Annotated in this window: 10 protein-coding genes and 1 other RNA gene; 7 read left to right on the forward strand and 4 right to left on the reverse strand. The window is 55.8% G+C overall.

Going from position 1 to position 13,461, the window contains the following annotated elements; genetic code table 11:
• Complete coding sequence (locus tag PYW49_RS01000; protein WP_320385373.1) at window positions 1-2,376, forward strand: glycoside hydrolase family 3 N-terminal domain-containing protein; 2,376 nt, start codon at window positions 1-3, stop codon at window positions 2,374-2,376.
• A gap of 5 nt (window positions 2,377-2,381) precedes the next feature.
• Here PYW49_RS01000 and rprA read toward each other — a convergent pair.
• An RNA gene (rprA, locus tag PYW49_RS01005) (antisense sRNA RprA) lies at window positions 2,382-2,489 on the reverse strand.
• A 209-nt stretch (window positions 2,490-2,698) separates the two neighbouring features.
• Window positions 2,699-3,814, reverse strand: a complete 1,116-nt coding sequence (ydiK, locus tag PYW49_RS01010; RefSeq protein WP_033145295.1) for an AI-2E family transporter YdiK — start codon at window positions 3,812-3,814, stop codon at window positions 2,699-2,701.
• Between the two features lie 198 nt (window positions 3,815-4,012).
• Between ydiK and ydiJ the strand changes: the two genes are divergently transcribed.
• The 3 genes from ydiJ (at window position 4,013) to PYW49_RS01025 (ending at window position 7,756) form a co-directional block, all read left to right on the forward strand.
• The gene (gene ydiJ / locus PYW49_RS01015; protein ID WP_320385374.1) at window positions 4,013-7,069 is read left to right on the forward strand and encodes a D-2-hydroxyglutarate dehydrogenase YdiJ; all 3,057 of its coding nucleotides are present in this window, start codon (window positions 4,013-4,015) and stop codon (window positions 7,067-7,069) included.
• Window positions 7,066-7,476 carry a 1,4-dihydroxy-2-naphthoyl-CoA hydrolase gene (gene menI, locus PYW49_RS01020; protein WP_320385375.1) on the forward strand — a complete coding sequence of 137 codons (411 nt, stop codon included), beginning with the start codon at window positions 7,066-7,068 and terminating at the stop codon, window positions 7,474-7,476. The genes ydiJ and menI overlap by 4 nt, the downstream gene beginning before the upstream one ends.
• Window positions 7,477-7,561: 85 nt before the next feature.
• A complete protein-coding gene (locus tag PYW49_RS01025; RefSeq protein WP_003857766.1) occupies window positions 7,562-7,756 on the forward strand; it encodes a YdiH family protein in 195 nt (64 codons plus the stop codon).
• A 44-nt stretch (window positions 7,757-7,800) separates the two neighbouring features.
• Here the strand turns inward: PYW49_RS01025 and PYW49_RS01030 are convergent, their stop codons facing one another.
• Entirely contained in the window at window positions 7,801-8,430 is a 630-nt protein-coding gene (locus PYW49_RS01030) for a helix-turn-helix domain-containing protein (RefSeq protein ID WP_134349980.1), read from the reverse strand.
• Between the two features lie 69 nt (window positions 8,431-8,499).
• Window positions 8,500-9,159, reverse strand: coding sequence for a winged helix-turn-helix transcriptional regulator (locus PYW49_RS01035; protein ID WP_134349981.1), 660 nt, complete (start codon window positions 9,157-9,159; stop codon window positions 8,500-8,502).
• A 448-nt stretch (window positions 9,160-9,607) separates the two neighbouring features.
• Between PYW49_RS01035 and PYW49_RS01040 the strand changes: the two genes are divergently transcribed.
• From PYW49_RS01040 to PYW49_RS01050, 3 genes are read left to right on the forward strand one after another with little or no spacing between them, the layout of a single operon-like run.
• Window positions 9,608-10,138 carry a fimbrial protein gene (locus PYW49_RS01040; RefSeq protein ID WP_320385376.1) on the forward strand — a complete coding sequence of 177 codons (531 nt, stop codon included), beginning with the start codon at window positions 9,608-9,610 and terminating at the stop codon, window positions 10,136-10,138.
• 57 nt (window positions 10,139-10,195) lie between these two features.
• Window positions 10,196-10,873, forward strand: coding sequence for a fimbrial biogenesis chaperone (locus PYW49_RS01045; RefSeq protein ID WP_320385377.1), 678 nt, complete (start codon window positions 10,196-10,198; stop codon window positions 10,871-10,873).
• A 44-nt stretch (window positions 10,874-10,917) separates the two neighbouring features.
• The gene (locus tag PYW49_RS01050) at window positions 10,918-13,461 is read left to right on the forward strand and encodes a fimbria/pilus outer membrane usher protein (RefSeq protein WP_320385378.1); all 2,544 of its coding nucleotides are present in this window, start codon (window positions 10,918-10,920) and stop codon (window positions 13,459-13,461) included.

The following is a 13,461-nucleotide window of genomic DNA, read 5'->3' on the forward strand; positions in this document are numbered from 1 at the left end:
ATGACAGCTATCTATAAGGACGCGGGACGTCCCGTGCACGAGCGCGTCGCCGACTTGCTGGCGCGCATGACCCCGGAAGAGAAGTTCGCTCAGATGCATGCGTACTGGCTGATCCTCGATGAAAACGGCAATCACCGTGAGCGAAGCGATCTGAGTGACGAATTCGCCGGCGTGAGCGAGCAGGCTGCACTCAGCGAACGGCTAAAGCTGGGGGTCGGGCAGATCACGCGTCCGCTGGGCACCCATATCGTTGATGCAATAAACGGCGTGCGCGCCGCGAACCGCCTGCAGCGGATGATGATGGAAGAGACGCGTCTCGGCATACCGGCGCTGTTCCATGAAGAGTGTCTGGTGGGGCTATTGTGCAAAGAGGCCACGCTGTTCCCGTCGTCGCTGAACTACGGTTCAACCTGGGACCCGGCGCTTGTGCAGCGGGCGGCAGAACAGATTGGCAAAGAGGCGCGCTCCGTTGGCTGCCAGCAGGGGCTGGCGCCAGTGCTGGACGTTTCACGCGACGTGCGCTGGGGGCGAACCGAAGAGACCTTCGGGGAAGATCCCTGGCTGGTTGGCGTGATGGCCACGGCCTACGTAAAAGGACTGCAGGGCGATAAACGCGACCTGCTGGCGACCCTCAAACATTACGTGGGTCACTCCTTCAGTGAAGGTGCGCGCAACCATGCCCCGGTTCACCTGGGCTTTAGCGAGCTTAACGACACCTTCCTGCTGCCGTTTGAAATGGCGGTGAAGCTGGCCGATGCCGGTTCGGTGATGCCGGCCTACCACGATATCGATAATCAGCCGGGGCACAGCGACAGCTTCCTGCTGACCACCGTTCTGCGCGAACAGTGGGGATTCGATGGGATCGTTGTCGCCGATTACGGCGGCGTCAGCCTCCTGCACCAGCACCATGGCGTATCACACGATGCGGCCGAATCTGCCGCGCTGGCGTTCAACGCCGGGCTGGACGTCGAACTGCCGAAGGATGACTGCGCGCGCCACCTGGCCGAGGCCGTCGAGCGTGGGCTGATTTCCATGGCGAAAGTGGACGAAATTGTAAGCCGCGTGCTGACCGAAAAATTCCGCCTGGGGCTGTTTGAAAAGCCGTATGCCGATGAAAACGGTATCGATCTGCAAAATGAGATGACCCGCCAGACCGCGCGGGACGTGGCGACACGCTCGCTGACGCTGCTTGAGAATAACGGCATTTTGCCACTCGGCGGCAAACCCCGCGTGGCGGTGGTGGGGCCGACGGCGGACGACCCGCTGGCGTTGCTCAGCGGCTACAGCTTCCCGGTGCATTTGATCATCAGCGATATGGTGGAAGAGACCTCGCAGGTCACGACCCCGCGCGCGGCGCTGGAACACTATCTGGGTGCATCGAACGTCCGCTATGCCAAAGGGTGTCACATCATCGAAAAACGAATGGCGGGTGCGCCGGTCTTCCCGGGTGACAGCGGCGGCAAACCGATGCAGCAGTCGCCGGTATCGCAAAGTACCGCCCTGATCCCCGAGGCCGTGAAGGCTGCGCAGGAGAGTGATGTGGTAGTGGCCTGCGTGGGCGATCTCGCCGGGCTGTTCCAGAGCGGTACCGTGGGGGAAGGTTCCGATACCGATTCCCTGAATCTGCCGGGCGTGCAGCAACAGCTGCTGAATGCGCTGGTCGCCACGGGCAAACCGGTGATTGTCGTGATGACCGGCGGGCGTCCGTACAACCTTCAGGGGCTGGAGGATAAGGTCGCGGCGCTGATAATGGCGTGGGCGCCGGGGCAGGAAGGGGGCTGGGCCATTGCGGACGTGCTAACGGGGCGTGCAGAGCCTCAGGGTCGCCTGGTCGTGAGCGTGCCGAAAAGCGCCGGCGCGATGCCGTATTACTACAATCACAAGCTCAAAAGCGGCGGTACGCCGTTTGCGTTCCATTTCGGTTCACGTTACCCGTTTGGCCTCGGCCTCGGCTGGACGACATTTAGCTGGGGCGCTGCCCGCGTAGCTGAACGCAGCGTGCCGGTCGACGGTGAGGTGACGCTGAGCGTAGATATCACCAATACCGGGGAGCGCAGCGGCAGCGAGGTGGTGCAGGTTTACGTCAGGGATAAGGTTGCCACGCAGGTGCGTCCGCTTCAGGAGCTGAAGGCCTTCCAGCGCGTTACGCTCTCTCCGGGTGAAACCGCGACGCTCACCTTTACGCTACCGATTGAGATGTTCAACTTCACCCGTCGGGACGGGAAACGCATCGTTGAGCCGGGGGAATTTGAGCTGCAGGTAGGTGCATCGTCGGCGGATATCCGCGAAGTGGTAACGGTGAATGTGACCGGGGAAACGCGGGTGCTGTCAGCTGAGTGGCGGATGCTCAGTACCTGTGAGGTTAAGCGCGCATAGTCAGGATAAAAAAAAGCCCATCGTGGGAGATGGGCAAAGACTACACACAGCAATTCGTTGTTTCACTCAGGGGATTTCCATGCTTATAAATCAAGGTGTTGATTTATAACCGTGTGCTAATAGTAGGCATTGTGTTATTTAGCGTCGATCGGATTCGTCTCAATAGTTAAAGAGACGTAAAGATTTCTTGAGGTTAATAGCTGACTTACTGCTGAAATGGCGGGTCTGACCAGTGAGTAACGAATAAATACTTTAGCAGTATTAAAGTATTGTGAGGGGGAATGTAGGCCGGGTAAGCGTTAGCGCCACCCGGCAAAAAAGCTTAATGCGTGTTTTTCTCTTCCAGCTCTTCCAGTTCACTCAAAATCACGTCCGGGTCAGTTCCCGGCGGCGGAATCTCATGCACCCAGGCGGAGAACAGACGCCAGGTGACGGCGAGCAGCACCGGACCAATAAACAGGCCGATCATACCAAAGGCAATCAGTCCGCCAATCACCCCGGAGAGGATCAGGATCAGCGGCAGGTCTGCCCCCATGCGGATGAGGATCGGACGAATGACGTTATCCATGGTGCCGACCACGCAGCTCCAGACCAGTAAAACCGTTCCCCACGTGGTGTCCCCCGTCCAGTAAAGCCAGATAATGCTGGGGACCAGGACCAGCAACGGCCCGAGTTGCGCAAGACAGGTCATCAGCATTACAACGGTGAACACGGTGGCGTACGGTACGCCGGAAATTGCCAGACCGATACCGCCCAGCACTGCCTGCACCAGCGCGGTGACCACCACGCCCAGCGCAACCGCGCGTACGGCCTGTGCAGCCAGCAGAACGGCGGCATCACCGCGTTTACCCGCCAGACGGGTGGCAAAGTGACGAACCCCTAAAGCCACCTGCTCGCCGCGCCAGTAGAGCAGAGCGCTGAAGAGCAGCATCAGGGTACAGTGCATCATAAAGCGGCCGATATGCGCCGCCTGACCCACAAACCAGGTAGTGGTGGTGCCAATATACGGGCGAACTTTTGCCATCAACGCACTGCCGCCCATCTCCAGCAGGCTATGCCAGCCGCTGTAGAGTTTGGCACCCACCAGCGGAATGCTGTTCAGCCAGGCGAGATCCGGCAGGGTCAGGTCACCGCTGCTAATGGCGCGAATAACGGGGCCACTGGAGTCCACCAGGCTATTCACCAGCAGGGCAATAGGAATAATAAACAGCAGGAACAACAGGAGCGTCATGACCAGCACGGCTAACCCGCGGCGGCCGAAGAGCAGCTTCTGCAAACGCAGCAGCAAAGGCCAGGTGGCAACGACAACGGTCGCAGCCCAGGCAAAGCCGAGAATGAAGGGTTGAACAATCCACAGACACGCAATAATCATGAGGGCCAGGAACAGCACCGACAGCAAAATTTGCGCAACATCCCTGGGCTGGCGAAGATTGACCATAAATGAAACTTTCCTTAAAAGAACACCAGCCATGCTGGCGGGAACGGAAAACCGCGTCTCTCTAATCATTAATGATCTCAGCGGTTTTTGACAGGCGGATTTTGCCTGTAATTCAGCAGAGATTATAAGAAAAAAATGTGATAAAACTTTTAAGATACACGCAAACGATTCCCACAACTCTAATTAGGGTCGACAGTAATGATCCCACAGATTTCTCAGGCACCTGGCGTCGTTCAGCTGGTGCTTAATTTTTTGCAGGCACTGGAGCAACAGGGTTTTACAGGTGATACCGCCACGAACTATGCCGACAGGCTGACGATGGCGACCGATAACAGTATCTACCAGCTTCTTCCCGATGCCGTCGTTTTCCCTCGCTCAACGGCCGACGTGGCGCTGATTGCCCGGCTGGCCACGCAAGAGCGCTTCGCCTCTCTGGTCTTTACGCCGCGCGGCGGCGGCACCGGGACCAATGGTCAGGCGCTGAACCAGGGCATCATTATTGATATGTCGCGCTATATGAACCGCATTATTGAGATCAACCCTGAAGAGGGGTGGGTGCGGGTCGAAGCGGGCGTGATCAAAGATCAGCTTAATCAGTATCTCAAGCCTTACGGCTACTTCTTCGCGCCCGAACTCTCCACCAGCAACCGCGCGACCTTAGGCGGGATGATCAACACGGATGCCTCCGGCCAGGGGTCGCTGGTCTACGGGAAAACTTCCGATCACGTGCTGGGCGTGCGAGCGGTGCTGCTGGGCGGCGATATCCTCGACACTCAGCCGATGCCGGTCGAACTGGCGGAAACGCTGGGTAAAGATAACACCGCCAGCGGGCGTATTTACCGTACCGTGCTGGAGCGCTGTCGCGACAACCGTCAGCTGATCCTCGACAAATTCCCCAAACTGAACCGCTTCCTGACCGGGTACGATCTGCGTCACGTCTTTAACGACGACCTGACCCAGTTTGATTTAACCCGCGTGCTGACCGGCTCCGAAGGGACGCTGGCGTTTATCACCGAGGCGCGGCTGGATATCACCCGGTTACCGAAGGTGCGTCGCCTGGTGAACGTCAAATATGACTCCTTCGACTCCGCGCTGCGCAATGCGCCGTTTATGGTGGAAGCGCAGGCGCTGTCGGTGGAAACCGTCGACTCTAAAGTGCTCAATCTGGCCCGGGAAGACATTGTCTGGCACTCCGTAAGCGAGCTGATTACCGACGTGCCGGATAAAGAGATGCTGGGCCTCAATATCGTGGAATTTGCCGGCGATGATGCGGAGCTGATTGAGAGCCAGGTCACCACGCTCTGCCAGCGGCTGGATGAGCTGATTGCGCAGGGCGAAGGCGGCGTAATCGGCTGGCAGCTCTGTAACGAACTGGCCGGTATCGAGCGTATCTATGCGATGCGTAAAAAAGCCGTGGGCCTGCTCGGCAATGCGAAAGGGGCGGCGAAGCCGATTCCGTTTGCCGAAGATACCTGCGTTCCGCCTGAGCATCTGGCGGATTATATCGTTGAGTTTCGCGCCCTGCTGGACAGCCACGGTCTGAGCTACGGTATGTTCGGCCACGTTGATGCCGGGGTGCTGCATGTGCGTCCGGCGCTGGACATGTGCGATCCGCAACAGGAGATCCTGATGAAACAGATCTCCGACGATGTGGTGGCCTTAACCGCCAAATACGGCGGTTTGCTGTGGGGCGAGCACGGGAAAGGGTTCCGCGCGGAATACAGCCCGGCATTTTTTGGCGAACAGCTCTACGCGGAGCTGCGCAAGGTGAAGGCAGCGTTCGACCCGGATAACCGCCTTAACCCGGGTAAAATCTGCCCGCCTGAAGGTGTCGATGCGCCAATGCTGCAGGTGGACGCAGTCAAGCGCGGCACGTACGACAGACAGATCCCGATTGCGGTGCGCTCCTCCTGGCGCGGCGCGATGGAGTGCAACGGCAACGGCCTGTGCTTTAACTTTGATGTGAAAAGCCCGATGTGTCCGTCGATGAAAATCACCAGCAACCGTATCCACTCTCCGAAAGGCCGGGCGACGCTGGTGCGTGAATGGCTGCGTCTGCTGGCCGACCGCGGGGTTGATCCGCTCAAGCTGGAGCAGGAGCTACCGGAAAAACGGGCCAGCCTGCGCTCGCTGATTGAGCGCACCCGCAACAGCTGGCATGCCAACAAGGGCGAGTACGATTTCTCCCACGAGGTGAAAGAGGCGATGTCCGGCTGTCTGGCCTGTAAAGCCTGCTCCACCCAATGCCCGATTAAAATCGACGTGCCGGAATTCCGCTCGCGCTTCCTGCAGCTTTACCACACGCGCTATCTGCGTCCGGTGCGTGACCATCTGGTGGCGACGGTTGAAAGCTACGCGCCGCTGATGGCGCGTGCGCCAAAGACCTTTAACTTCTTTATCAACCAGCCGCTGGTGCGCAAGCTCTCTGAAAAACACATCGGTATGGTCGATCTCCCGCTGCTGTCGGTGCCGTCTCTGCAGCGCCAGCTCGTCGGGCATCGCTCGGCGAACATGACCCTGGAGCAGCTGGAGGCGCTTACGCCTGAGCAGAAAGCGAACGTGGTGCTGGTGGTGCAGGATCCGTTTACCAGCTACTACGATGCGCAGGTGGTTGCTGACTTCATCCGCCTGTCGGAAAAGCTGGGCTATCAGCCGGTGGTTCTGCCGTTCTCACCCAACGGCAAGGCGCAGCACATTAAAGGTTTCCTGACGCGCTTTGCGAAGACCGCGCAGAAAACGGCTGAATTCTTAAATCGCGTGGCGCAGCTGGGGATACCGATGGTCGGCGTCGATCCTGCGCTGGTGCTCTGCTATCGCGATGAATACAGGCAGACGCTGGGCGATAAGCGCGGCGATTTCAACGTGATGCTGGTGCACGAGTGGCTGCCGATGGCCCTGGACGACAAAGCGGTTCAGGATGTCAGCGGTGAACCGTGGTATCTGTTCGGTCACTGCACGGAAGTGACCGCGCTGCCGGGCGCACCCGCGCAGTGGGCGTCTGTCTTTGCCCGGTTCGGCGCGAAGCTGGAGAGTGTCAACGTGGGCTGCTGCGGGATGGCCGGCACCTACGGACACGAAGTGAAAAACCACGCTAATTCGCTCGGTATCTACGAGCTTTCCTGGCATCAGGCGATGCAGCGTTTACCGCGAAACCGCTGCCTGGCGACCGGCTACTCCTGCCGTAGCCAGGTCAAACGGGTCGAAGGTAACGGTGTACGTCACCCATTACAGGCTTTACTGGAGATAATTGGATGATCTGGAAACGTGCCGTCACGCTGCAGGCGCTGAACGCCATGGGCGAGGGGAATATGGTGGGTCTGCTGGATATCCAGTTCATCCGCATTGGCGACGATGAGATTGAGGCCACCATGCCCGTCGATAGTCGCACTCACCAGCCGTTTGGTTTATTGCACGGCGGGGCATCCGTCGTGCTGGCCGAAACGCTGGGCTCGGTGGCGGGGTATCTCTGCACTGAAGGGGAGCAGAAGGTTGTCGGGCTTGAGGTGAATGCTAACCATATTCGCTCGGTGCGCAGCGGGCGCGTGCGCGGCATTTGCCGCGCCCTGCACGCCGGTAGCCGCCATCAGGTGTGGCAGATAGATGTTCTCGATGAGCAGGATCGCCTGTGCTGCTCGTCGCGACTGACGACGGCGGTTGTGTAAAGTTTTCAGATGTTTTGCCTTTGGTCAAAAACTAGCCAGCGGCTTGTGATATACTGGTCAGGTTTTGTACATAAGCGAGGACATCATGGATACTGAAATAACCCCAACACAGCTGGCAATTGAATATTTACGTCGTGATAAAAGCAACCTGTCTCCGGCACAGTACCTGAAAAAGCTGAAACAGCTTGAGCTGGAATTTACAGATTTGCTGGCGCTCTCTTCGAATGAACTGAAAGAAGAGATCTACTTTGCCTGGCGGTTGGGCGTTCACGTCCATTGAGAGAATAAAAAGGCCGCGATTGCGGCCTTTTTTGTGTCCGGAATTCAGTATTTAGCGGGAAGTTTGTTGATTCTAATAAGCCTGCCGTCTTCCATTTCGATAAATCCACCGGTTTTTAAATCTGCCAGAATGCGCATCACACCGCTGCGGGAAAGCTGGGTTTTCTCCCTGATATACCTTTCCGCCGTCACGCCCAGTCGATAGCTCTCTTCCTCCTCCATCAGCTTCACAAGCTGCTGGCGAATCATCTCATACGCCGTCGGAGCGCCCTGCGGCATCACGTTGTTATAAAGACGACTATAAACAAACATGAGCTGTTTAGAGAGCAGCCCCCATAGCGCCTTTTCTTTGATAATTTCATTCACCCGTTCGGTGGTGAGCGTCCCTATCAGACAAGGGCTAACGGTCTTAATATAATCATTAAAATAGATATCGGTGAGGTTAGCGAGGCCGAACAGGCCGGGGCTACGGGCCGTAGACAGCATCATGTCATCGCTTCTTCTGTAGATGGCGATCGTTCCCTCAAGAATTAAATAGCACATGCCCTGACCGTTGATTTGCAAATCCAGCCGTTCACCGCGAGCAGTACGTCGCGTTGTGCAATCAGGCAACAGGTAAGAAATAAGCTCTTGCGCGTAGGGGGAACCCCGTTGAGACTGTTCTGGAAGGGACATGGTAGCCGACAACCTTAAAAATAACCTGGCTAATTATAGCGCTTCTCCTGTGAGCAGGCACGCTGGCTATCAATATTTTCGCGGCAGATGGTGAACGTCAAGCAGCACACCACGCTCCATGGTGATGTACTTCCCGGTGCGTAATTCCGCCAGTATTCGCATGATCCCACTTCGTGAAAGATAGGTCCGGCTTTTGATATACGCTGCCGCGGTAATATTTTGCCGTATTGCATCCGGTTCCTGCATGAGTTCAACAAGCTGAAAGCGAATGATGTCGTAGGCCGACATTTGCGAAATTTGGGCACAGTGCTCATATACCCGCGAAGCGGTATAAATCAGCAGCTTCGAAAAATGCTCCCATAAGTTTTGCTGTGCCACCACATGATTAAAACGTTCCAGCGAAACGGCTGCAATTTCTGATGTTTCCAGTGCCCTGACATAAAGATGCTCAGAGGAAAACTGACTGCTCACGCCGAGAATAAAGGGTGATGATTCAGAATTTAGCACAATGCCGTCGCCACGGCGGTGTAAGGCCACGCAGCCCTGGGTAAGTAAAAAACACTGACGAATATCGTTTTGATAATAATGGACGATATCACCTTTTGACACAATCCGTCTTTCTGCAGAGGGAAGGATGTTATCAATTATTTTTTCAATATGCTCAAAAGGTTTAACACCCAACACGGTGGAGTGTTCTTTGGTTAATTCAGGTGCCATTCGCGTGTTCATCAGATACCTCATTCACTGATTCGATCATTTTTTGATCGGCATAGAGAATTATCTTAAAAAACAGCATGTCAGGGAATGATTTCAGCGGGTCTAATAATAGACCAGAAGACGGTTGTGGCCTAATTTTATGAATTATAAGAAATTGCATCTTTGGTCCAAAAATAGACCCGGGAAGACGTAAATAAGGTATTCCCCAATAGGTATGTTTTATTTTTGTTAAGGATGAGTCTACAGCTAGACCTTAAAAGAGATTGTGCGCGGAAAAAGAGTTGTATAAATTTTGACTCGTCAGCAGGGCTGATCCGGATTGTACTACACAAGCCGCAAGTGGTTTTTATTTAATGAATGACAGGCAGTATATAAAGGGCCAGATGCAGTATGGTGCTGGAACATATCAGCGCCATCGCCCAATTCCAGTAATGAATAAATCGATACAGAGTGTGATGTGATGAAAAAGAATATAATGATGGTAATGCTGGCAATAAGCGCCGTGCTGCCGCTAAGTCCGGTTTTCGCTGCGGCAGGAACGGTTAATTTTAACGGGAATATTCTTGATTCTGCCTGCGATGTTGATATCGCCTCTCAGAACCAGGTGGTTGTGCTGGGCGATTATTATAAGACGGAATTCCCCTCGACGGGAGCAAGAACAGCGGCAACTCAATTCAATATTGTCTTGAAAAACTGCCCGGTGACGGTGACTAACGCCAAAGTACGTTTTGACGGTACGCCGGATGCCACCAATGCCAGCCTGCTGGCTATCGATTCATCCGTTCCGGGGGCGGCAACGGGCGTGGCGATTAACCTGATGACGGCGGATAAGGCAGACTTACCGCTGCACGGCAGCAATAGCCATACTTATGCGCTGAGCAGCACCGCCGACAATACGTTGAACTTCTACGCACAGTATATTTCAACCGCGGCAACCGTGACCATGGGGCCGGCTAACTCGGTGGCAAACTTCTCTGTGGTTTATAACTAAGTCTTTTGCAGTAATCAGTAGGGGGCCACCCGGCCCCTTTGTTTTATGAGGTATAAAATGCGTTTTATCAAAACCGCCGGATTGGCTGTGGCACTGTTATCGCTAATGATAACGACCGCCAGTGCCGGGGTAATTATTGGCGGCACCCGAATTATATTTGATGGTGCAAAAAAAGAAGCATCAATCAATATTAATAATCCTGACCCGACGCCCTGGTTAATTCAGTCATGGGTAGAAATGCAGGACGGGAGTTCTGGTAAGACGCCATTTATTATTACCCCACCGCTCTATCGTCTGGACGGTGGGCAAAAAAACCTTGAGCGTATTGTCATGACGGGAGCACTGCCTCAGGGGCAGGAGAGCTTATTCTGGCTGAATATCAAAGCCATTCCGTCCGCAACGAAACAGATGAACGCTCTGCAAATTGCGGTAAAAACGCGTATTAAACTGATTTACCGACCGGATGGCCTGCGTGCGTCAACACCAGAGGAACAGGCGGATAAATTAACCTGGCAACGAACAGGTAATCAGCTTCAGGTAACTAATAGCACGCCCTACGTAATTAATTTTAATGAGATTACCGTAGGAGGTAAAAAACTTGATGATGTGACGTATGTTTTACCAGGCACTTTCGCGCGGTTCACATTACCGCCGGGGAGCAGCGGCAATACGCTCACGTTTAAAATTATTAACGACTATGGCAGCCCAGGGAGCACGCACCAGGCCCGTTTGTGATTGTGTTACTGACGGGCACGTGAGCATTAATTAGGTTACTCGTAATGACAACGTTAAATACAAAGAGGCAGCCTGCGCGCCTGGCGATGCTTATCGCCTTAGCGCTTGCAGGTCACTCACCGACGCTATATGCCAGTGAAACATTTAATACAGAACTGGTTGAGCTGGATAATCCCGGTATGGGCAAAGCTGATTTATCGGCCTTTGAATCTGGCTCTCAGGCAGCGGGAACGTATCGCGTTGACGTTATTCTCGACGACCAGTTAATGGATACCCTTGATATAACCTTTACTGCGCTGAAAACCGACAGCGGTAATGAGGTATTGCAGCCTTGCCTGAGCATCGATCAATTAAAACAGTGGGGCGTCAGAACCGCGCTATTTCCTCAGCTCGCTTCAGGCAAGCTGGGATGTGCGGATCTGCAGGCTATTCCGCAGGCCAGCACCGATTTTCAGTTTGGCGCTCAGCGTCTGGTGATAAGCATTCCTCAGGCGGCAGTCGATCTGCCAGCGAGGGGCTATGTGTCGCCACAAATGTGGGACGAAGGAATAACGGCGGCTATGCTGAATTACAGCCTGAGCGCAGCAAACAGCCGGGCGAAAACAGGGCAGGGTGCCAGCAGCGCCAGCCAGTACGCGAACCTGCGTCCGGGGGTCAATATCGGGCCGTGGCGTTTTCGCAATTATACCACCTGGTCACGGGAGGCCACCGGGCAGGATAAATGGGACAGCGTGTACACCTACGCACAGCGCGCCGTGATCCCGCTTAAGGCCCAGCTCACGCTTGGCGACAGCTCCACACCTGCGGATGTGTTTGACGGTATCCCGTTTCGCGGCGGTCAACTGGCCTCGGACGATGACATGCTGCCCGACTCCCTGAAGGGCTACGCTCCCGTGGTGCGCGGGATTGCGCGCACCAATGCGCAGGTCGTGGTGCGGCAGAACGGCTACCAGATCTATCAAAGCTACGTGGCGCCGGGCGCGTTTGAGATTGCGGATATGTATCCCACCGGGGGCGCGGGCGATCTCGATGTGACCATAAAAGAGGCTGACGGTAGCGAGCAACATTTCACGCAACCTTATGCCTCGCTGCCGGTGCTGCAGCGGGAAGGGCGGCTGAAGTATGCCCTCACCGGGGGAAATTATCGCGCCTATAACCCCAGCGTGGAGAAAACGCCGTTCGGGCAATTGACCGGAATTTACGGTCTGCGGCACGGTATGACGATCTACGGCGGGTTGCAGGGTTCCAGTAAATACCAGTCGCTAGCCTTAGGCCTGGGGACAAATAGGGGGGAGGCGGGCGCGCTTTCCGCAGACGTTACGCAGAGCTGGTCAACGCCGGATAACGCCGCCAAAACTCAGGGGCAATCCTGGCGCGTGCGCTACAGCAAGAACATGGTGAATACCGGCACGAACGTTTCAATTGCGGGATACCGCTATTCCACCCGCGGCTATTACGGGATGCAGGAAGTGCTGGACTCCTGGGGAGACGGCAGCGCATTGCAGGACAGACGGCGAAACCGGGCAGAGCTGACGATGAGCCAGTCGCTGGGGGGCAGTCTGGGGGCGATGACGCTCAGCGCAGCGCGGGAAGACTACTGGAATTCCGGTACCTCGATGGTCTCCTGGAGCGCCGGCTACAACAACTACTGGCACAACATCAGCTATGGCGTGACCTGGACATACAGCAAAAATGGTCGTTCAGCCTCATCCGGGAGCGAGAGCGGCAAAACCTATGACAGCGACCGGCTTCTGGCGATTAACGTCAGCGTGCCGCTGGACGCATTTCTCCCCCAGACGTGGGTGAACTACGGCATGAACGCCAGCAGGAATAACGGCGCAACGCACACTGTCGGTATGAATGGCGTAGCCCTTGAAAACAGAGCCCTGAGCTGGAACGTGCAGCAGGGATACGGCACCCAGGGCGTGGGCTATAGCGGCAATATGAACGGCGATTACAAAGGCACATACGGTGACGTCTCGGTGGGATACGGCTATGACAGAAACAGTGAGCGACTGAATTATGGCGTGCAGGGGGGTGTGCTTGCCCACGCGGATGGCATGACGTTTTCTCAGCCGCTGGGTGAAACCAATGCGTTGATTAAAGCGCCCGGCGCCCACGGCGTGGGTATCCGCAATCAGGCCGGAGTACGTACGGATTACCGGGGCTATACGGTGGTCAGCAATCTTTCCGTGTACCGGAAAAACGATCTCGCCCTCGCGCCGGAAAATATGCCTGATGACGTGGAGCTGGAGATCAATACGCGCACGGTGACGCCGACGCGTGGCGCGGTGGTGAAGGCCGAGTATATCTCCAGCGTTGGCCGCAAGGTGCTGATGACCTTATCGGACAGTAACCGCGCCGTGCCGTTTGGGGCGGTGGTCACCCTTGAGGGTAATGCCAACGGCAGCTTTATCGTGGGCGATCGCGGTCAGGTTTATTTAACCGGTATGCCCGAGCGGGGAACGGTCGTTGCGACATGGGGCAATCAGGCCAGCCAGCGGTGTCGCGCCGATTTCAGCCTGCCGAAACACACATCAAACGGCGGCATTGCTGACACCAGCGCCAGCTGTCGCCAGGAACAGTAA

The organism is Enterobacter chinensis (assembly GCF_034008295.1).
GTDB lineage: Bacteria > Pseudomonadota > Gammaproteobacteria > Enterobacterales > Enterobacteriaceae > Enterobacter > Enterobacter chinensis.